We start from the raw sequence: 20,249 nt of genomic DNA, 5'->3' as shown, positions 1-20,249 counted from the left end.
AAGGCATGGGGCGCCGCCCCCGTGGAAATCCCCGCCCGGGGAAACCGGCCCGGGCGGGGATTTTTGTCGGTTCTTTTTTCCCGGAAAGAATACCTTGAGGCCGGACGCGGTGAGGCGGTATGATCCCGGCGAGGAGATTCCCGCCTCCTCTGACAGGAGAGGCCATGGACGCAGTCTACCTGCGGCATCCTTCCGTGCTTCGCGACCCCATCATGATCATGACCTTCGCCGGGTGGAACGACGCAGCCGAATCCGCCACCCTCGCGGCCCGGTACCTGGTGGACCGCCTGGGCGGAGAGCGTTTCGCCGCCATCCCGCCCGACGACTTCTTCCAGTTCTCCGACCAGCGGCCCACCGTGCGCCTCGACGAGAAGGGGGAGCGGCAGATCTCCTGGCCCGCGAATGATTTTTTCGTCTGCCGGGCGGGCCACCTCCCGCGGGATTTCGTGGTGGGGGTGGGGGTCGAGCCGCACCTGCAGTGGAGGCGCTTCAGTCGGAGCGTCCTCGACATCGTGAACCGGTGCGGCGTCCGGCTCGTCGTGACCATGGGGGCCTTCCTGGCCGGGGAGTCCCACACCGAGCCCGTCCCCGTCACCTGCCTGGCCACCGACCCCTCCCTCGTCCGCAACCTGGGCATGGAGCTCTCCCGCTACGAAGGCCCCACCGGCATCGTGGGGGTCCTCCACAGCCTCATGCAGGAGGAGAGGCTCGCCTCCGTCAGCCTGTGGGCCAGCGTGCCGCACTACATCGCCGCTCTGCCCAACCCGAAGGCCTCCTTCGCCCTGCTCGACCGGCTGCGGGCGGTGTGCCGCATCCCCCTGGACCTTGGCGACCTGGAGCGCTCGGCGGCGAACTTCGACCGGCAGGTGGAAGAGGCCATCCGCGAGGATCCCAAGCTCGCCCGCTACGTCTCCCAGATGGAAGGGTCCGAAGCCGAGGACGAGCCGGAAGAGGAGGAGGAGCATTCATCCGGCGAGGCGGCCGAGGAGCTCCCCCCGGGGGAGCAGGTCGCCGACGAAATCGCCGACGAGATCGAGGACTTCCTGCGGCGCCGCAAGAACGGGTCCGACAAGGACTAGACCGGCTTTTTTCTGTAGTTCCTCCTGGGTGCGCCGCCGCGGAATGGTCGGTGGCTGGGGGACATCATTGCGCCCGTGCGGGCTTCCTTCGATAAAAAGCGAGCGGAGATGGCCGGGCGGGGCGGAGTGCGCGGGTTCATCCTGGCGGCGGGGCGAGGCGTCCGGCTGGGCCCCCTGGGGAAGCTCGTCCCCAAGCCCCTCTGGCCGCTGGGGGGGACCCCCCTCATCCGGTTCGCGCTGCACAAGCTCAAGCGGGCGGGGGTCCGCGAGGTGGGGATCAACCTCCACCACGGGGCCGAGGCCATCCGGGCCGCGGTGGGGGAGCGCCCCCTGGGCCTCGAGGCGCGCTATTTTTTCGAGCCCGAGATCCTGGGGACGGCGGGGGGCCTCAAGAACGCGGAGGGCTTCCTGTGGGAGACGGGAGCCCCCTTCTTCGTCCTGAACGCCGACGCCCCATGCGGGGCCGATCTCGAAGAGGCCCTGGCCCGGCATGAGCGGGGCGGCTTCCTCGCCACCCTCATCCTCCGGCCCTCCCCCGACGCCGCCCGCTACGGGCTGCTCGCGGCGGATGGGGCCGGCCGCCTCCGCCGCTTCCTGCGGGCCGAGGCCCCCGGCGCCCCGGACGGCCGGGTCACGGAGGGGATGTTCACCGGCCTGAGCGTCCTCTCCCCGGCCCTCCTGGACCATATCCCCGCGGGGCGCCCCTGCGGGATCTCCGAAGAAATCTATCCTCCCCTCCTCGAATCGGGCGCCCCGCTCGGGGCTGTCCTCTCCTCGGCCTACTGGGCCGACTTGGGGACGCCCGCGCGCTACCTGGAGGCGCAGGGGGACCTCCTCTCGGGCCGCTTCGTGCCCGAGTTCCCGTGGCCGGAGGAGGACCACGTGCTGGCGGCGGGGCCGGGCGGCGGATGGGACGGGGGGCGGGTCGAGCCTCCCGCGCTGATCTCTGCGGGGGCGCGGCTGGAGAGAGGGTCGGCCGCCGGGCCTTTCTCGGTCCTGATGAGGGATGCTACCCTGCAAGCGGAAGCGCGCGCGTCGGGATCGGTGCTGTTCCCCGGGGCCCGGGTGGCCCCGGGCGCGCGGCTGGACGCGTGCATCGTGGGGCCGGGCGCCGTGGCGGACCCGCCGGGCGGGCGGGCCCGCCGGTCGGTGTTCCTGGCGGGGGCGGCGGAGCCGGTTCCTATCGAGGATTGAAGCCCGGACGGGGGGCATCCCCGCCACTGGGCGGCCCAAAGGAGGAAAGGATGCGGGAACGCACCGCGGTCGCTTCGCTTCGGGTGGGCCGCTCGCCGGTCTTCGCGCAGGGCGGGGTGGTGGCCACCAGCCAGCCGCTCGCGGCGGGGGCGGGGCTCCAGGTCCTCCGGGACGGCGGGAACGCGGTGGACGCCGCCATCGCCACGGCCGCCGCCCTGAACGTGGTGGAGCCGCAGTCCACCGGCGCCGGCGGCGACATGTTCATGCTTTACTGGAGCGCCAGGGACCGGAAGCTCTTCGGCCTGAACGGCAGCGGCCGGGCGCCCAGGGCGGCCACCCTGGCCCGCTACCGCGAGGCGGGGTTCCAGAGGATGCCCGACGTCGGGGTCTTCTCGGCCACCGTCCCGGGCGCCGTGGACGGCTGGTGCGCGGCGCTCGAGCGCTGCGGAAGCGGCAAGATGCCTCTCAGGCGGCTCCTCGCCCCGGCCATCCACTACGCGGAGAAGGGCTACCCCCTCTCGCCCATCATCGCGAACGCCTGGCGGAACCAGGAGGCCAAGCTCGCGAAGTGCGCGCACTCCGCCAAGCTCTACCTCCCGGCGGGGCGGGCCCCCCGGGCGGGGGAGGTCTTCCGCAACCCCAAGCTCGCGGCCTCCCTGCGGGCGATCGGGGACGGGGGCCGCGAGGTCTTCTACGAGGGCCCCATCGCGAAGGAGATCGTCCGCTACACGAAGGAGTTGGGAGGCCTCTTCGAGCTCGATGACTTCGCCGCCACGCGCTGCGCCTGGGTCGAGCCCATCCGCACGAGCTACCGCGGCCACGAGCTCTGCGAGATCCCGCCGAACGGCCAGGGCCTGGCGGCGCTGCTGTGCCTGAACATGATCCAGGGCGATCCCGTCGGCGAGTTCAGCTACGGCTCGGCGGATCACCTCCACCTGATGATCGAGGCGATGAAGCTGGCCTTCGCCGACCGGAGCCGCTACATCGCCGACCCGGAGATGGCCGAGGTGCCCGTCCAGGGCCTCCTGTCCAAGGGCTACGCCAGGGAACGGCGCAAGCTCATCGACCCCGGCCGGGCGGGCGACCCCGCGCCCGGCGCGCCCCACGGCTGGAGCGACACCATCTACCTCACCACGGCCGACGCCGAGGGCAACATGTGCTCGTTCATCAACAGCCTGTTCGCCCACTTCGGCTCGGGCATCACGGGAGGGGAGACGGGCATCGTGCTTCAGGACCGGGGCTGGGGCTTCGTCCTGGAGGAAGGGCACCCCAACTGCATCGCGCCAGGCAAGCGGCCCTTCCACACCATCATCCCCGGCTTCGTCATGCGCGGCGGGGAGCCCTGGATGAGCTACGGGGTCATGGGCGGGGACATGCAGCCGCAGGGCCACGTCCAGGTGCTCTCGAACATGCTGGACTTCGGGATGGACATCCAGGAGGCCCTCGACGCGCCCCGCTTCCGCGTGCTGGGCGGGCGGAAGGTGGCCGTCGAGGGCGGCGTGCCGGACGCCGTCCTGGACGAGCTGCGCCGCCGCGGCCACGAGGTGGAGCGGGCCGGCGGCTACGAGGGCTTCGGCGGGGGGCAGGGCATCGTGCGCCTGCCGGGCGGCGTCTACATGGCGGGGTCCGATCACCGGCGGGACGGCTGCGCCGCCGGTTTCTAGCGCCGGAGGTCCGGTGGGGGCGCCATGAAACGCTGGGCGATCGCGCTGCCGCTTCTCCTGGCGGCGGCGACTCCTGGCTTCGCCGCCTTCGAGGACGACTGCCTCTTCACGGGCCGCCTGTCCGGGGAGGGCGGGTGGCGCGTCCTGCGTCCCGGCCTGGAGGCGCGGGGCATCGCGATGCGCTTCGAGGACGACTCCATCGCCCGGCTCTCGGCGGTGCGGGTGGAGCCCGGGCGGTTCCGCGCCGAGCTTAGGTGGAATCCCAAGGCGGGCCCGGCCGGGGAGAGCGCCGCGGAGGTGGCGAGGCTCACGGGGGCGGCGGTCGTGGTGAACGCCGGCTATTTCGACGAGAATGGCCGCCCGCTGGGCTTCTTCCTCTCCGGTGGGAAGGTGTACAACCGGCGCATCCTCTTCCGGGGGAGGGGGGAGGCGCTCCACCTGGGGGCCATCTTCTTCGTCCGGGAGGGCGGAGCGCTGGGCATCGCCTCTCGGGAGGCCTTCGAGCCCGAGGGGATGCGGGAGGCGTTCCAGGCCGGCCCCTATCTCGTGCGGGAGGGGCGCCCCGTCCCGGGCATCGAGCGCTACCGGGAGTACTGGCGGACGGCGCGGCGGACGGTGCTGGCCTTCGAGCCGGACGGCCGCCTGCTCCTCCTGGCGAGCGAGACGGAGGGGCGGGGCCTCTCCTGGTGCGAGCTTCAGTCGTTCCTGGCGCGGCCGGAGGCCCAGGGGGGGCTCGGGGTGGCCGAGGCCATGAACCTGGACGGCGGATCGAGCTCGCAGCTCCTGGTCCAGGCCGGCGGTTTCACGGGTGGGGTTCCCGGCAGGCCGGTGCCCGCCTTTCTCGTCTTGATCCCGCGGCGGGAGAGCCGGTAGCGCCGCCAAGAGGGGCCATTCATGACCCGAGTGCGCGATATCATGACCACCAACGTCGTCACCATCAGCCTGGACGAGACGCTGGACCTGGTGGACGAGATCATGACGAACGGGAACATCCGGCACATCCCGATCACGAAGGGGGGCCGCGTCGTCGGCGTCGTCAGCCAGCGGGATTTGCTGCGCGCGAGGCTCTCCTCCCTCGGCGACTACTCCCGCCGCGAGGCCCAGGAGTTCCTCCAGGCGGTGGACGTGGCGAAGGTGATGACCAAGAACGTGCGGTGCGCCGACCCGAACGAGTCCGTGGTCCACGCGGCCAAGCGGATGCTCGAAGACAAGATCGGGTGCCTGCCCGTCGTGGACAAGGACGGCGAGCTGGTGGGGCTCATCACCGAGACGGACGTGATGCGCCACTTCGCCGAAACCTCCTCGGAATAGAGGGGCGGGAATGCCGCCGAGGGACATGGAGGGGAAGGTGGCCGTTGTCGCCGCGGCGAGCCGCGGGCTGGGCCGCGCCTCGGCGCGCGCCATCGCCCTGCGGGGCGCCCGCGTGGCCATCTGCGGCCGGCGCGAGGAGGAGGCGGCCGAGGCGGCCCGCGCCATTTCCGAGGAGGCCGGGGTCGAGGCGTGGTCCTGCGCGGCCGACATGGCGGGGGCCGAGGGCGTTCAGAGGTTCGTGCAGGGAGCGGGGCGGCGCTTCGGCGGGATCGACGTGCTGGTGTGCAACGCCGGAGGCCCGCCTGGGGGCGGCTTCGCTCTTTTCTCGGACGAGGATTGGCGGCACGCCGTCGACCTCACCCTGATGAGCGCGGTCCGCCTGGTGCGGGAGGCCCTCCCCTTCATGAAGGGGCGCGGCGGGGGGCGCATCGTGTTCCTCGGGTCGAGCTCGGTCCGCGAGCCCCTCGACGACATGGTGCTGTCCAACGTGCTCCGGCCGGCGGTCGCTGGCCTGTCGAAGTCCCTCTCCAGGGAGCTCGCCCCGGAGAACATCCTGGTGAACGTCGTGGCGCCCGGAACCATCCGCACCGACCGGGTCATGGAGACGCGGACGGCCCGGGCGAAGCGGGAGGGCGTGACGGTTGAGTCGCTCCTCCAGCAGACGGCGGCGGGCATCCCGCTCAAGCGCCTGGGGGAGCCCGAGGAGTTCGGCCGGGTGGTAGCCTTCCTGGCGTCGCCCGAGGGGAGCTATATCTCCGGCACCACCGTCGTCGTGGACGGCGGGCGCATCCGGGGGCTGTAGTGATTCAGTATCCGCCGCGGGTTCCGGCGGGTTCGAGCGGCGGCGGGGAATTGTCCTGCGCCTCGGACTCGCGCCGCCGCTCCCGCTCGGCGGCGTCCTTCTTCTCGTAGACCACGATCTGCTCCCGCAGCGATGTGAAGAAGCCGTCGGGTCCGGTGAAGAGGCCACCGAGGAACCCGGGGGCCAGGCCCGGGGAGAGCTCCACGCGGGTGCGCCCGTTCGGCAGGCGCTGGAAGAAGATGGCTCCGATGGGCCGGATGCCGGCGAGGACGATGCGTCCCCTCTCCTGGCTGGCCTCGCTGATCTTCTCGCCTCCGAGGTTGACCACCCGGACGGCCGCCGGGAAGACGATCTCGATGGGCTTCTGGAAGACCATGGCCGGCCCGCCCTGGGGCTGGGTCGCGGTCAGCACCTCCGTCGAGGGCGCCGCGCACCCCCCCAGCAGGACCGCGGCCGTCCACGCCAGCCATCGCCGCATCGGGCATCTCCTTCAGAATCAGGGCCCTTCGAGTATAGCAAGACGCTCCTTCGTTGACACTCCGCAGCCCGAATATCATACTGCTGTGTTGCCGTCTTTTTTGCGCGGCGACCGCCTAACGGATGGAGGCGGGTTTTCCGGAATGGACGAGATCGTCATCGAGGGCGCGCGGGAGCACAACCTCAAGAACATCTCCTTGCGCCTCCCCCGCGAGCGATTCATCGTGGTGACCGGCCCGAGCGGCTCGGGCAAATCCTCCCTGGCCTTCGACACCATCTACGCCGAGGGGCACCGGCGCTACGTGGAGAGCCTCTCCACCTACGCGCGCCAGTTCCTCGAGCGGGTGGACAAGCCGGACGTGGACTTCATCGACGGCATCAGCCCGGCCATCGCCATCGAGCAGTACAACCCCGTCAAGCACTCGCGCTCGACGGTGGGCACGGCGTCCGAAATCTACGACTACCTCAGGCTCCTCTTCGCCAAGGCGGGGCAGATCCATTGCCCTGAGTGCGGCAAGCCGGTGCGGCCCGCCACCGTGGACAGCACGGTGAGCCTTCTCCTGGAGGGATTCGGGGGGGCGCGGGGCTTCGTCCTGTTTCCCCTGGCCCCCGTCCCCAGGGACGAGCTGGAGCCCCGCCTGGGCGCCCTCCAGGCCCAGGGCTTCATCCGCCTCATGGCGAGGGGGGAGGTGCTCGACATCGCGCCGCCCCTCCCGGCCCTGGCGGCCCGTCTCCTGGGGGGCGGGGAGGCGCCCGCCGCCATCCCCAGGCGGGGGCGCGGCCGGCCCCCCAAGTCCGCCCCCGCCGGCGCCCTCGTGCGCGGCGTCCAGGTGGTGGCCGACCGGCTCGTGTTCTCGGAGGAGAACCGGGCCCGGCTGGGCGAGTCTCTCGAAACCGCCTTCCGCGAGGGGGAGGGCGTGGCCGAGGTGCAGGTGGTAGACGGCCCCCTGCTCCGCTTCAGCCAGCGCCTTGAGTGCTGCGGCCGGAGCTTCGAGCCTCCCACCCCCCTCACCTTCAGCTTCAACAACCCCCAGGGCGCCTGCCCCGAGTGCGGGGGTTTCGGGAACACGCTCAACCTCGACGAGTCGCTCATCATCCCGAACCCCAAGCTGACCCTCGCCCAGGGGGCGGTGGAGCCCTGGACGCGCCCCCGCTACCGGCGCCACTTCGGCAAGCAGCTCCAGGAAGCGGCGGAGCGGGAGGGGCTCGACATCCACCGCCCCTGGCAAGACCTCCCCAAGAAGCAGAAGGCCATGGTGCTGGAGGGCACGGAGGCGCTGCTGGGGGTGTTCCCCTTCTTCGAGCGCCTGAAGCGGAAGAAGTACAAGGTCTGGGTGCGGGTGTTCATCCGCCGCTACCAGACGCTCCAGCAGTGCGCCGTGTGCGGGGGCGCCCGGCTCCGTCCGGAGGCCACGTGGGTGAAGCTGGGCGGGGAAACCATCGCCGGGCTGTGCGCCATGCCGGTGGAGAGGCTGCGGGCCTACTTCCAGGCGCCGCCCCTCACCCCGGAGCAGGACGGCCGCGCGAGGGACATCCTCAAGCAGATCCGCGACCGGCTGGAGTTCCTCCACGAGGTGGGGCTCGACTACCTCACCCTCGACCGGGAGACCCGCACCCTGAGCGGGGGGGAGCACCAGCGGATCAACCTGGCGAACCAGCTCGGAGCCCACCTGACCGGAACGCTCTACATCCTGGACGAGCCCACCATCGGCCTCCATCCCCGGGACAACGCGCGCCTCATCCACATTCTCAAGGGGCTGGTGGAGCGGGGGAACACCCTGCTCGTCGTCGAGCACGACCGCGACGTGATCGAGCAGGCCGACCACATCGTGGACCTGGGGCCGGGGGCCGGGGAGCGCGGGGGGGAGATCGTCTTCGCCGGGCCGCGCGCGGAACTGGCCTCCTGCCCCGCCTCGGCGACCGCCAAGTACCTCACCGGCGCCCGCCGGGTGATCCCCCGGCGGCCGAGGGAGCGGGCGGGCGCGAACGGCCGGGAGCTCACCCTCCTCGGGGCGAGCGAGAACAACCTGAAGGACGTCGACCTGCGCGTGCCGCTCGGCAAGCTCGTCGCCGTCACGGGCGTCTCGGGCTCGGGGAAGAGCACCCTCGTCCACGACACGCTCTTCCCGGCGCTCGCCCGCATCCTGCACGACGCCAAGGACCCCATCGGCCGCTTCCGCGAGATCCACGGCTTCGAGCAGATCAGCGCGGCGGTGCTCCTGGACCAGAGCCCCATCGGGAAGAGCCCGCGCAGCAACCCCATCACCTACCTCAAGGGCTACGACTCCGTCCGCCGCCTCTTCGCCGAGACGGCCGCGGCGCGGGGCCTGGGCTACGGGGCGGGGCACTTCTCCTTCAACGCGGCGGGCGGGCGGTGCGAGTCCTGCGCCGGGAGCGGATTCCAGAAGGTCGAGATGCACTTCATGGCCGATCTCTACATCCGCTGCGCCGACTGCGAGGGCAAGCGCTTCAAGCCCCAGGCGCTGGAGGTCCGCTACAAGGGGCTCAACATCCACGAGGTGCTCAACCTGACGGTGGAGGAGGCCTCTCTCTTCTTCGACGACGTTCTCTCCATCGTCTCAAGGCTCCTGGTGCTCCGGGACGTGGGGCTGGGCTACCTGCGCATCGGCCAGCCGGTGAACACCCTCTCGGGCGGGGAGGCCCAGCGGCTCAAGATCGCCGGCCACCTCGCCTCGAAGCCCCCGCGCGACGTGCTCTACCTCATGGACGAGCCCACGACCGGCCTCCATTTCCAGGACGTGGAGCGGCTCCTGGAGGTGCTCCTGCGGCTGGTGGCCCTCGGGAACACGGTGGTGGTGATCGAGCACAACCTCGACGTCATCCGGGCGGCGGACTGGATCGTGGACCTGGGGCCCGAGGGCGGGGGCGCGGGCGGCCGGATCGTGGCCGAGGGCCCCCCGGCCAAGGTGGCCCAGCACCCGGGCTCCCGCACGGGAGTTTTCCTGCGGGCCTATTTCGAAAAGCATCCCGCGGCGTAGGATCCCATGCGCCGTAAATGGCTCTGGGTGCTCGCCGCGGCCGCCTTCCTGCTGGTCCTGTCCGCCCTTCTCCGGCCGCTCTACCCGCCCCTGCGCCACCCGCTGGACGCCCTGCTCCTGGCCCAGTCGCTCCTCGCGAAGGAAGAGAAGAGCTGGCTCGCCCGCTGGACCCTTCCGCCCGAGCGGCGGGAGGAGACCCCGGGGGACGTGCCGCTCGATTTCTACATCCCCGGCGGGAGCGATGAGCCGCCGCGCGGGTGCATCCTCCTCGCGCACGGGATGACGGACGCCGGCCGCCGCGACGCGCGGCTCGCCGCTTTCGCCCGCTCCCTCGCCCGGCTGGGCTTCGCCGTGGCCGCGCCCGATCTTCCGGGCATGCGGCGCTTCCGGCCCGACGTCCGGGACGTGGCCCGGCTCGCCTCCACCTTCGCCTGGCTGGACGGCCGCCGACCCCCCTCCGTCCCCCGCTGCGGGCTCTTCGGCCTCTCCTTCTCGGCGGGACCCGCTTTCCTGGCGGCGGCCCGGCCCGAGGTCGCCGGGCGGGTCGGCTACATGATCGCCGTCGGAGCCTACTACGACCTGCGGGAGGTGCTCCTCCACCTGACCACGAGCGGGCGCGGCCACGAGCCCGCCTTCCCGGGCGGGCCGCCCCTGTGGACGGGCAAGTGGCTCTTCCTCCGCTACAACGCCGACCTCCTCGGCCTGGACGGCCACGAGGCGGAGGTCGAGGCCATCGTCCGGCGCAAGCTGGCGGACGAGAAGGCGGACATCGCCTCCCTCGTCTCCCGCCTCCCCGAGGAGGGGCGGGGCGTCCTCGCCCTCATGGAGAACACCGACGCCGCCCTCTTCGACGCCATCTACCGGAGCCAGCCCCCGGCCATGCGCCAGCGGCTCGAGGCCTGGTCGCTGGAGGGCGTCGTGCGGCGGGGCGGCTACCCGCTTTTCCTCATCCACGGCCGGGGCGACCCCCTGGTCCCCTTCTCGGCGGGCGTCCACCTGGCGCGGGAGGCCCGGGAGGTCCCGGGGAGGAAGGTGCGGCTGCTCATCGTGGAAGCCCTCGGCCACGTGGACGCCTCCAAGACGCCCTTCTCCGTCCGGAAGCTCGGCGAGACGGCCCAGCTCCTGGGGTTTCTGTCCGAGGCCTTGAGCGCGATGGAGAAGAACTGAGGGGGCGATTACGAACCTGACAAACCTAAGTCAGGATAGCGGGTGCAAATCAACCCATCGGTGTACGTAGTTCCGCCCCTTTTCCATGGCCTCATCCATGGAGTCAAAGGCTTCTTCGCTTCGGTGGTCATGAGGGTCTTGGCGGTACCTGAAAATGGTAGCGTGGAATTTGTACTGCTTCGGTTTGAGGCCTCGATAGTGATCGACGGCAACGACTCTGTACTTGTAGCCCCTGTACTCGCTATCCTCGCGATGCGGAAAGTCCACTAGGGTGCTCCTACGGGCGATTCTGTTTCTTTAAGGTCGCGCATAGAGGAGCTTCCCCTCGCGCTCGCAGCGGCCGACCACGTGGTTGATGGAGTTCCGCCACCGGGCGAACTCTTCGCTGCTGAACACGAGGATGTCCGCTGCGATGCGGTAGGGAGAAATCGCTCTGTAGAGGCTGTTGATCTCCTGGAGGCGGCTGCGGCGCGGACCGAAGGGCTCGCGTTCCACGACCAGCAAGTCCACGTCGGACTCGGCGGTGGCCTCTCCCCGCGCCCGGGAACCGAACAGGTAAATCCGCTCCGGGTCGGCTTGCCGGACAATCGCATCCGCGGCTTGAGCGATGGCTTTCTCGCCGTTGAAATGCCTGGACATCGTGGCGCTCCCTTTCTATCCTCGATTCGAAATTGTACCTGCATCCCTTTTGTTTTGGAACGGTTTCAAAATTCGCCGTCCATGCCCGGGCGCGATGGAAGGCGGATGAGTCCTCCCGCGCTGGCCGCGCAACGGCGGGGATGGTACATACTGGAGGCCCCACCTGGCTTCCAATGACGCCGGAACGAACGGCCGGAATCGAGCGAGAGCCGCCTGATGGATTCGACGCACGCCCTCGGCCTCATGTTCGCCGCCTCCGCCCTGGCGGCGTGGTCGTGCCTCTCCTTCTTCATCCGGGCGGCCCTGAAGGACGCCCCCCTCCTCCAGACCACCGCCACGACCACGCTGTGCAACGCCATCCTGGTGCTGCCGGCCGCGTGGCTGCTGCTGCCCGCCTCGGCCTTCCGGCCCTCGCGCCCCGGGACCTACCTCCTCCTCGCCCTCATCGCCTTCTTCATGATCGCGCTCTCCCGGCTCACCTACTACTTCGCCATCCGGCGGATCGGCCCCAGCCGCTCCGTCCCCATCGCGGCCAGCACCCCGGTCGTCACGGGCCTGCTCGCCGCCCTGTTCCTGGGGGAGCCCCTCTCCCCGCGCATCTTCACCGGCCTGGCCCTCTTCGTCGCCGGCGTCACCACCGTGGTGCGGGCGGGGCAGTCCCCCGCGCACGCGGGCCCGGCCTCCCGGCGCGACCTGCTCGTGGGCTACCTCTCCGCCATCGCCACGACCTTCATCTGGAGCTCCACCGGCGTGATGATGAAGGCGGCGGGAAAGGACATGCCCCCCATGGCCGTGGCCGCCATGGCCATCTGGCTGGGGGCGCCCATGGCCTGGCTCATCGCCTGGAGGTTCGAGCCGGGCCTCTCGCCCTCGCGGATCCCCCCGGGCAACTGGCGGTGGGTCTTCCTGGCCGCCGTGTGCCAGACCGTGGCCATCCCCTCCTACAGCCTGGCCATGAACCACACCCTGGCCGTGAACGTCTCCTCGATCACCTCCATGCAGCCCCTCCTCGTCATCCTCCTCGCCCGCCTCTTCCTCCGGGAGGCCGAGAACGTGAACTGGCGCCTTCTGCTGGGGGCCGCCATGACCGTCTCGGGGACACTGACGGTGGTGCTCTAGGCGCCCCTTTTTTTGCGCCCCCGTGATTCATGGGATCTTTATCCATCAATATCCGCGACTATCCGCGGCAGTCGCCCTGCCGGCGGCCGGCCGCAGGGTTTGTTCCGCCGTTATTTCCCGTTACTTCGCGTGACGGGCCTCCTTTTTCGTTTTGGTTGCTTTTCCCATCAATTCCCATCAATTCGCGAGACTTCCCGCGACGGGTTTTCATGTCGTGCCGTCTCCTCCCGATCTGTAGGGCGGGATTTTCTCCCTCTCCCGTTGGGAGAGGGTTGGGGTGAGGGCCGTCCCGCCGGCGGCATCCCCTCACCCTGCCCTCTCCCGGAGGGAGAGGGGGGAACCGGACCCGCGCCCCCGCTCGAACATACCCCCTGCCGCCGCGCCGCCCGCTACCGCAATTTCGCCCAATTTCGCGCACCTTCGTCCTTCCGCCGGAGGTTTGTGGATCTTTTCAGCGTGGCGGATTGCCACGGGTCCGGTTTGGCCGCCGCGCAATCCGCCCCGGAGCGTCCGGGGAAGGGGGCGGAATGGCCTCGGGCCGGGTTTTCCGGCCGCCCATCGGCCCGGCCCCGGGGGACCGCGCCCCGCCAGCGGATTCGGGCATCCGAAAGACCGCTCCGAAAATCTTGCCCAGCGAGAATCCGTTTTCCCATCCGGCGTTGGCATGGACGGGAACGCCGCTTGCATCGTGAGCGCACGACGGCGCGGTGCGCCCGCCTCCCCATCCAGCCTCCCGGGGATTCCCCTCCCCGGCCCTTCAAGGAGCGCCCGATGAAAATCACCCTCAGCGTCATCAAGGCCGACATCGGCTCGGTGGGCGGCCACATCGCCCCCTCGAGCCGCCTCATGGAGGCCGTCCGGGCCCACGTCGCCCGGGCGGGGAAGGGCCTCCTCCTCGACAGCTACGTCGCCTTCAACGGGGACGACATCTCCATCCTCATGGCCCACGCGCGCGGGGAGAACGACGAGGCCGTCCACCGCCTGGCCTGGGAGGCCTTCGAGCGGGGGACGGTGGTGGCCAAGGAGCAGGGGCTCTACGGGGCGGGGCAGGACCTGCTGAAGGACGCCTTCTCGGGCAACGTGAAGGGCCTGGGGCCCGCCGTCGCCGAGATGGAGTTCGAGGAGCGCCCGAACGAGCCTTTCCTCTTCTTCGCGGCCGACAAGACCGACCCCGGGGCCTACAACCTCCCCCTCTTCCTCGCCTTCGCCGACGTGATGAACACCCCGGGCCTCATGCTCTCGCCCAAGATGAGCAAGGGCTTCCGCTTCGTGATCATGGACGTGAACTGCGTCGAGGGCGACCGGGTCATCGAGCTGAACGCCCCCGAGGACATCTACGACATCGCCGCCCTGCTGCGGGACCCCGAGCGCTTCGTGGTCGAGTCCGTCTGGGCGCGGGCCACGGGCGAACAGGCCGCCGCCGTGGCCACCTCGCGCCTCCACAACATCGCGGGCACCTACACCGGCAAGGACGACCCGGTCATGCTCGTGCGCACCCAGATGAGCTTCCCCGCCACGGGCGAGGTGCTCGCCCCCTTCCACATCGGCCACTTTGTGGCGGGGGGCATGCGGGGCTCCCACAACATGCCCCTCATGCCCGTCACCCTGAACACCCCCACGAGCTACTTCGACGGCCCGCCCCTCGTGAGCTGCGCCGCCTTCGCCATGCACGGGGGCAAGCTCACCGAGCCGATGGACACCTTCGCCCACCCCTTCTGGGACACGGTGCGCGGCCGCGTCTCCGAGAAGGCGATGGAGATGCGGCGGCAGGGCTTCTTCGGCGCCGCCATGCTGCCGATGTCGGAGCTCGAGTACACCGGGGTGGTGGAGAAGCTGCGGGCGCTGGACGCCCGCTTCCTCATCCGCCGCAGCGGGCGGGAGCCCGCGATGGCCGGCTGAGCGCGCCCCGGTTCATCCGGCGCCCCGTCCCCCTTCATCCTTCATCCCCGGGGCGGGGCGCTTTTTTGCGGGGGTGCTCTTCCCAGAGGACTTCCCGTCGCTCAGGAGCCTGCACTTCCGGAAGGAGGACGTGCTGCGCTACGTCGAGTAGATAACGCGGGAGTTGTCATGAGACTGGAAGTGGCGGGTAACAGAAAGCGGGAAATAAAAATCAAAGCACGGGGGTGTCAACGTTTCCTAGTTGCCTTTTTTTGGGGATGTACTTTGACGAAATAGGGATTATTTCTCTCTCGGAATTCATGAGAGAGACTTTTCAGTTCAAATACCTGGCAATTGATCAGTTCGGCTGAATTCAAATCAAACAACGCGATGTTGTGTCCTTCGCCCAGAGAACTTCTGTAGGCAATCCCGTCGTACCCATTGACCCTAAAAAGGTCGGCGATGATCTGACTGGGAACGTAATCGGCGGTATCGTCGCTCAAGGTTACCGGGCGAGAAAATGCTTTATCAATATCCCACCAGAGTACCTCTTCGCGTTCCTCCGGAGTGAGTTTGTCCTTCATGCCAATAGTCCAAGGGCGCTTGTTCTCTTTGTGTAATGTGCAGTTTATGATTTGCAACTCTCGAAGCGTTGTAAACTGAGCCACCGAAATGAGTGAGTCAAGCCAGGGGCGAATTTCCGCCATGGCGGTGTCTCGATCGGTGGAAAGATAAAGGCAAGGAATTCCTTTTGGATTAGCACGCCCCTCCTTTGCTCGATTGGCGAGTGGCTTCATCTCCTTTGGCGAAAGACCAATTAGATGATCGCCGTCATCATCATATCCGAGACGTGCTCGCCAGGGTTTATTGTGCTGTGGAAGGAGTTCAATGCGGTTCTTGCTCGTACGCAAAATCCAATCGAGGAATTCTTTAACTTCAGATCCATGCACATATCGAGTTTGGTGCGAAATCAAGCGTTCAAATTCCCAAAATCCCCGGAGAGACTTAGATTTTGGCATCGATTTTCCTCCAGAGATCAAGAAGGAAAAAGTTTCTCACGGACGAACGCGACAAAACGGCACATGAATCTTCTTTCATCCATCCTATCCCCCCAGCGTTCTGTTTCTCCGCGCTCCCGAACCGCGAGAAAAGTCTAACAGGGTTATCGTCCTTTGCGAGGGCGAGAATCCTCCCTCTCCATCCCCTCGATCGCCTTATGCGTCACGAGGGCGCCGAAGCCGAAGCGGGCGCGGACGGCGTCCACGCTCTCGGTCAGGCGCTCCTCGCGCTCGCGCGACGCCTCGGGCAGCAGGGAGGGCTGGAGGCCCGCCGGCTCGAGGCCGGTGAGGTAGGCCCCCACGAGGCGCACCCGCCGCCCGAGGGAGAGCGACTCCAGCGCCCCGCGCAGGAGGCGCAGGGCGGCGCGCGTCACGTCCCGGTCCAGGTTGGAGGGGGGATCGAGGACGCAGGCGCGGGTGTGTGTGGTGAAGTCGGCGAAGCGGATCTTGAGGGTCACGCCCCGGCCGCAGAGGCCTTTCTTGCGGGCGCGCGCCGCGGCCTGCTCGGCCAGCTCCGAGAGGGCCGCCTCGAGCCGGGCGGGGTCCCCGATGTCCTCCCGGAAGGTGGTCTCCCGGCCGATGCTCTTGGGGGCGCTCTCGGTGACGAGGGGGGCGTCGTCCCCGCCCCGGGCCATCCGGTGGAGCCAGCTCCCGGCGCTCTTGAAGTGGTCCTCGAGGAAGGAGAGGGGGAGAGCGGCCAGGTCCGCCACCGTACGCACCCCGAAGCCCTTGAGCCGGGCGGCCGTCACCTGCCCCACCCCGGGGAGGGTCTCCACCCTGAGGGGGGCGAGGAGGGCCGCCTCCCGCCCGGGGAGGACGGCCAGGACCCCCGCGGGCTTCGCGAGCTCAGAGGCCACCTTGGACATCATGCGGTTCGAGGCCACCCCGATCGAGGCCGGGCAGCCGGTGGCGTCCAGGACGGCCCGGCGGATGCGGGCCGCCGCCAGGAAGGGCGGGCCGTGCAGGCGGGCGGTGCCGGTGAGGTCGAGGTAGGCCTCGTCCACCGAGACGATCTCGAGGACGGGGGTGAAGCCCCGCAGCGCCTCCATCACTTCATGGGAGACGGCGGAGTAGCGGGCGTGCCGGCCGGGGAGGACGAGGGCGCCCGGGCACAGGCGGCGCGCCTGGGCCATGGGCATGGCGGAGCGGACGCCGAACCTGCGGGCCTCGTAGGAGGCGGCGGCCACCACCCCGCGCCCCCCCACGCCGCCCACCAGCACGGGCTTGCCGAGGAGGGAGGGGTCGTCCCGCCGCTCCACCGCCACGAAGAAGGCGTCCATGTCCACGTGGGCGATGAGGCGGGGGGAGGGCTCCCGCGGGCGGGGGGCTTCCCCGGCGCTTCCGCTCGTCTCATCCATGGCCCCGGCCTTTCCGGAGAGGGGGCCTTCCGGCTAGTACTTCCTCAGCACCCCCACCACGACGCCCTGGATGCGGAGGTCCGAGTCCTTCACCCGGATGGGCTCCATCGTCGCGTTGGCCGGCTGGAGGCGGATGTGGTCCGCCTCGCGGTAGAAGCGCTTGAGGGTGGCGCTCTCGCCGTTCAGCAGCGCCACGACGGTTTCGCCGTTCTGGGCCGTCTCGCGCTGCTCGACGATGACGTAGTCGCCCTCCTGGATGTGGTCCTCGATCATCGAGGTCCCCTTGACCTTCAGGGCGTAGAGGTTGTTCTTGCCCGGCGTCCAGGGGAGGGGGATGGTCTCGTTGTCCTCGACGGCCTCGAGCGGGGCGCCCGCGGCGATGAGGCCCTTGAGCGGGATGGCGCCCGAGGCGTAGGCGGCCTCGGCCCCCACGGTGTCCGCGCCCGAGACCATCTCGATGGCCCGGCTGCGGTTCCAGCTCCGCTTGATGAGGCCCTTCTGCGCCAGGTTCTGGAGATGCTTGTGGACGGTGGCGGGGGAGGTCAGCCGGAAGTTCTGGCCGATCTCGGCGATGCTCGGCGCGTAGCCTTTGACCTGGATGAATTCCCGGATGAACTCGTAGATCTCGCGCTGCCTGCGGGTCAGGAACATCTCAACAACCCTCCGATGGCGGCCAACTGGAATCTTCTCCCTCCGGCGCGGCCCCTGGGGCGCGCGACCATGAGGTCAAGGTTTCGACGTGGGCGGTGTTGGGGAACATGGGGACGATGTGGGCGCCGTCGATGCGGTAGCCTCCCTCGTGGAGGGCGCGGGCGTCCCGGGCGAAGGTCGCGGGGTTGCAGGAGACGTAGAGAATCTGGCGGGGCTCGAGGGCGAGGATGAGCGGGACGGCCTCGAGCGCCCCCTTGCGCGGGGGATCGAGCAGGAGTACCTCGGGGCCGCCGCCGAGGGCGCCGCGGATCTCGCCGGCCTCCGCCCGCCCCGCCTCGCGGAGCAGGAAGAGGGGCGGCGCGCCGCCCGCCGCCTCCCGCGCGTTGTCCCGCGCGCTGGCGATGGCGTCCTGCACCGCGAAGGGGTTGCTCTCCACCCCCACCGCGCGCACGCCCCGGCGGGCGAAGGGCAGGGTGAGGTTCCCCGCCCCGCAGAACAGATCGACGAGCCTGCCGCCGGGCCGGACCCGGGCTTCATCCAGTAGGGTTTTCACGAGGGCCTGATTGGCGGCGCGGCTGGGCTGGAGGAAGGACTCCGGCGAGATCCGCAGGACGCAGGCGGCGTCCGGCTCGGGGAGGTGGCGCGCGGTCCAGGCCGGAGGCTCCCCCGGCTTTCGTTCTCCCCAGAAGTTTAACCGAAAACCGGAGTCTCGTGCGAAAGTAACCCAAAGCGAACGGACGGCCCGAGGCAAATCCCGCGCGGGAAAGCCTTCTCGGCTTCCGGGGGGAAAGACCTGAAGTCCCGCCCCTTCCTCCGGGTCCGGCCCAAGGGACGTAATTTCAACGGCATCCACCCGCCGCGCCCCGGGCTCGGCCTTGAGGAAGCGCCGCACCCCGGCCAGCGCCCGGGCCACCGGCCGCTCGACGAGGAGGCAGTCCTCGATGGGCTGGAGGCGCCGGGTGCCCGGGGCGAAGAAACCGATCTCCTCCCCGCGCACCTGGAAGCGCGCCCGGGCGCGGTAGTGGAACTCGGGGCCCCCGGGCAGGATTTCCCGCAAGGGGACGGGCAATTCCAGCTTTCCGATGCGCTGGAGGGCATCGAGGAAGATGCGCCGCTTGGCCTCGAGCTGGGCCTCGGGCGCCGCCATCTGGAGGGGGCAGCCGCCGCAGCCCTCCCAATGGGGGCAGGGAGGCTCGCGCCGGTGAGGGCTCGCCTCCTCCACCGCCTCGAGCTCGCCCAGGAGGAACTTTCCCCTGTCCGATATAACCCTGAAGCGCACCCGGTCCCCGGGCACGGCGCGGGGGACGAACACCACGCGCCGGTCCAGGCGCACCACCCCGGCCCCGCCCGCGGCGATGCTCTCCACGCGCGCAGTGGCTTGAATATCCAGCGCTTCCGAGCGCCCGGCCGCGGCCAGCATGCCCAGCGAACCCCCCGAAGTGTCTACGAAGAAAACACATCTATAATACAAACAAAAATCGAATTTTTTTGCAAGCCCGGATTTTCACTGATTTTTTCCTCAGGTGATCCACAACGCCTGAAAAGGCCGGGGTTTTGACACCCCCGCCTTGCGGGTTCTACATTCACCCCTCATCCCGCAGCGGAACCCATCGCGGCCGAGGGCCCCGCCCGGAGCCGGATTCCGGCCGTTTCAGCAGGATTCGGCCTTCAGAGAGGAGGAGGCGGATGGCCACCATGACCGCGGGCCACGCCGTGGCGGAGGCGCTGGCGCAGCTCGGCTGCCGGAACGTCGTCGGCATGGCCGGCTCATGCATGATCGAGATCCTGGACGGCATGTACGGCCGCGAGGACCTCCACTTCCTCACCGTGCGCCACGAGCAGAGCGCCGCCCTCATGGCCGACGCCTACGGGCGCCTGACCGGCCGGCCCGGGGTCTGCATGGCCACGAACGGCCCCGGCGCCACCAACCTCCTGACCGGGGTCGCCAACGCCTGGATGGCCCAGAGCCCCGTCCTCGTCATCACCGGGGCGCCCATGATGAAGGACACCTTCCGGGAGTCCGCCCAGGAGATCGATCAGATCGCCCTCTTCAAGCCCGTGGTGAAGTGGTCCGTCCAGGTGCGCAAGCCCGAGCGCGCCGCCGACGCCGTCCGCGAGGCCTACCATGCCGCCGTCACCGGGGTGCCGGGCCCGGTGCACCTGGACCTCCCGCGCGACGTGATGAACGAGGCTTCCCCCGCCCCCACGCTCGGCGGCGCCCCCCGTCCCCCCCGGCCCGCCCCCGACCCCGAGGCCCTGGCCGCCGCCGCCGATCTCCTGAAGCGGGCCGAGCGGCCCCTCATCGTGGCGGGCGGGGGCGTGCTGTGGTCCGGCGCTTCCGGTGATCTGGCCAAGCTCGCCGAGGCACTCTCCGCCCCCGTCATGACCTCGACCGGCCGCGACGACGTGATGAGCGCGGAGCACCCGCTGCACCTCGGCTCCATCGGGCGGGGCACCCTCCCCGAGGCGCGCGCCCTCTTCGAGGCGGCCGACGTGGTGCTCGCCGTGGGCACCCGCCTCGCCCACACCACGAGCTTCTTGAAGCCCGGCTTTCTCCCGGGGGGCGCCAAGCTCATCCACGCCGCCCTCGACCCCCGCTCAATCGGCCGGGCCTACCGGGCCGACGTGGGCCTCGCCGCCGACGCCGGGCTCGTCCTCCAGGGCCTCCTGCGCGCCGTGGAAAAGAGAAGCCGCCCCGCCTGGCGCGAAAGAGCGGCCGGGGTGCGCGCCGCCCAGGAGCGCCACCGCGAGGCGGCCCTCGAGTATGGCGGCAGGCCCATCGACCCGCGCCGCGCCCAGGCCGCCCTCGCCCGGGTGCTGCCCCGGGACGCCATCCTCACCATCGACGCCGGG

The 20,249-nt window shown here is 69.9% G+C and carries 17 protein-coding genes; 11 read left to right on the top strand and 6 right to left on the bottom strand.

Annotation, left to right across the window (positions count from 1 at the left end; translation table 11 throughout):
* Nucleotides 1-164 precede the first annotated feature (164 nt).
* The 6 genes from HYZ11_10520 (at nucleotide 165) to HYZ11_10495 (ending at nucleotide 6,050) form a co-directional block, all read left to right on the top strand.
* Nucleotides 165-1,079: a PAC2 family protein gene (locus tag HYZ11_10520; GenBank protein ID MBI3128026.1), complete on the top strand. Its 915-nt coding sequence runs from the start codon at nucleotides 165-167 to the stop codon at nucleotides 1,077-1,079.
* A 126-nt stretch (nucleotides 1,080-1,205) separates the two neighbouring features.
* Nucleotides 1,206-2,273 (top strand): NDP-sugar synthase, encoded by a 1,068-nt coding sequence (locus tag HYZ11_10515; protein MBI3128025.1) that lies wholly within the window; start codon nucleotides 1,206-1,208, stop codon nucleotides 2,271-2,273.
* 50 nt (nucleotides 2,274-2,323) lie between these two features.
* A complete protein-coding gene (gene ggt, locus HYZ11_10510) occupies nucleotides 2,324-3,937 on the top strand; it encodes a gamma-glutamyltransferase (protein ID MBI3128024.1) in 1,614 nt (537 codons plus the stop codon).
* A 24-nt stretch (nucleotides 3,938-3,961) separates the two neighbouring features.
* Complete coding sequence (locus HYZ11_10505; protein MBI3128023.1) at nucleotides 3,962-4,810, top strand: phosphodiester glycosidase family protein; 849 nt, start codon at nucleotides 3,962-3,964, stop codon at nucleotides 4,808-4,810.
* Nucleotides 4,811-4,831: 21 nt separating this feature from the next.
* Nucleotides 4,832-5,248: a CBS domain-containing protein gene (locus HYZ11_10500; GenBank protein MBI3128022.1), complete on the top strand. Its 417-nt coding sequence runs from the start codon at nucleotides 4,832-4,834 to the stop codon at nucleotides 5,246-5,248.
* Between the two features lie 10 nt (nucleotides 5,249-5,258).
* Nucleotides 5,259-6,050, top strand: coding sequence for an SDR family oxidoreductase (locus HYZ11_10495; GenBank protein MBI3128021.1), 792 nt, complete (start codon nucleotides 5,259-5,261; stop codon nucleotides 6,048-6,050).
* Nucleotides 6,051-6,054: 4 nt separating this feature from the next.
* Here HYZ11_10495 and HYZ11_10490 read toward each other — a convergent pair whose 3' ends face one another.
* Complete coding sequence (locus tag HYZ11_10490) at nucleotides 6,055-6,528, bottom strand: hypothetical protein (GenBank protein ID MBI3128020.1); 474 nt, start codon at nucleotides 6,526-6,528, stop codon at nucleotides 6,055-6,057.
* A 142-nt stretch (nucleotides 6,529-6,670) separates the two neighbouring features.
* On the opposite strand from HYZ11_10490, the gene uvrA reads away from it, so the two are divergent.
* Both uvrA and HYZ11_10480 read left to right on the top strand, forming a co-directional pair.
* Nucleotides 6,671-9,526 carry an excinuclease ABC subunit UvrA gene (gene uvrA / locus HYZ11_10485; GenBank protein MBI3128019.1) on the top strand — a complete coding sequence of 952 codons (2,856 nt, stop codon included), beginning with the start codon at nucleotides 6,671-6,673 and terminating at the stop codon, nucleotides 9,524-9,526.
* A 6-nt stretch (nucleotides 9,527-9,532) separates the two neighbouring features.
* The gene (locus tag HYZ11_10480; protein ID MBI3128018.1) at nucleotides 9,533-10,693 is read left to right on the top strand and encodes a hypothetical protein; all 1,161 of its coding nucleotides are present in this window, start codon (nucleotides 9,533-9,535) and stop codon (nucleotides 10,691-10,693) included.
* A gap of 297 nt (nucleotides 10,694-10,990) precedes the next feature.
* On the opposite strand, the gene HYZ11_10475 is transcribed toward HYZ11_10480, so the two are convergent.
* Complete coding sequence (locus tag HYZ11_10475; protein MBI3128017.1) at nucleotides 10,991-11,332, bottom strand: nucleotidyltransferase domain-containing protein; 342 nt, start codon at nucleotides 11,330-11,332, stop codon at nucleotides 10,991-10,993.
* Between the two features lie 216 nt (nucleotides 11,333-11,548).
* On the opposite strand from HYZ11_10475, the gene HYZ11_10470 reads away from it, so the two are divergent.
* Together HYZ11_10470 and HYZ11_10465 are read left to right on the top strand one after the other, a co-directional pair.
* Nucleotides 11,549-12,451, top strand: coding sequence for a DMT family transporter (locus HYZ11_10470; GenBank protein MBI3128016.1), 903 nt, complete (start codon nucleotides 11,549-11,551; stop codon nucleotides 12,449-12,451).
* Nucleotides 12,452-13,222: 771 nt separating this feature from the next.
* Nucleotides 13,223-14,350, top strand: coding sequence for a fructose 1,6-bisphosphatase (locus HYZ11_10465; GenBank protein MBI3128015.1), 1,128 nt, complete (start codon nucleotides 13,223-13,225; stop codon nucleotides 14,348-14,350).
* 227 nt (nucleotides 14,351-14,577) lie between these two features.
* On the opposite strand, the gene HYZ11_10460 is transcribed toward HYZ11_10465, so the two are convergent.
* The 4 genes from HYZ11_10460 to HYZ11_10445 form a co-directional block, all read right to left on the bottom strand.
* Nucleotides 14,578-15,348, bottom strand: a complete 771-nt coding sequence (locus tag HYZ11_10460) for an RES family NAD+ phosphorylase (GenBank protein MBI3128014.1) — start codon at nucleotides 15,346-15,348, stop codon at nucleotides 14,578-14,580.
* A gap of 143 nt (nucleotides 15,349-15,491) precedes the next feature.
* Nucleotides 15,492-16,745, bottom strand: a complete 1,254-nt coding sequence (gene dinB / locus HYZ11_10455) for a DNA polymerase IV (protein ID MBI3128013.1) — start codon at nucleotides 16,743-16,745, stop codon at nucleotides 15,492-15,494.
* A 33-nt stretch (nucleotides 16,746-16,778) separates the two neighbouring features.
* A complete protein-coding gene (gene lexA, locus HYZ11_10450; protein ID MBI3128012.1) occupies nucleotides 16,779-17,396 on the bottom strand; it encodes a transcriptional repressor LexA in 618 nt (205 codons plus the stop codon).
* A 1-nt stretch (nucleotide 17,397) separates the two neighbouring features.
* Entirely contained in the window at nucleotides 17,398-18,816 is a 1,419-nt protein-coding gene (locus HYZ11_10445) for a class I SAM-dependent RNA methyltransferase (GenBank protein MBI3128011.1), read from the bottom strand.
* 266 nt (nucleotides 18,817-19,082) lie between these two features.
* Between HYZ11_10445 and HYZ11_10440 the strand changes: the two genes are divergently transcribed.
* Nucleotides 19,083-20,249 (top strand): thiamine pyrophosphate-binding protein (locus HYZ11_10440; protein ID MBI3128010.1); only part of this gene is annotated, 1,167 nt, incomplete at its 3' end.

This window comes from Candidatus Tectomicrobia bacterium, assembly GCA_016192135.1.
Classification (GTDB): domain Bacteria; phylum UBA8248; class UBA8248; order UBA8248; family UBA8248; genus 2-12-FULL-69-37.
This window is presented reverse-complemented; position numbering and strand designations above follow the sequence as displayed.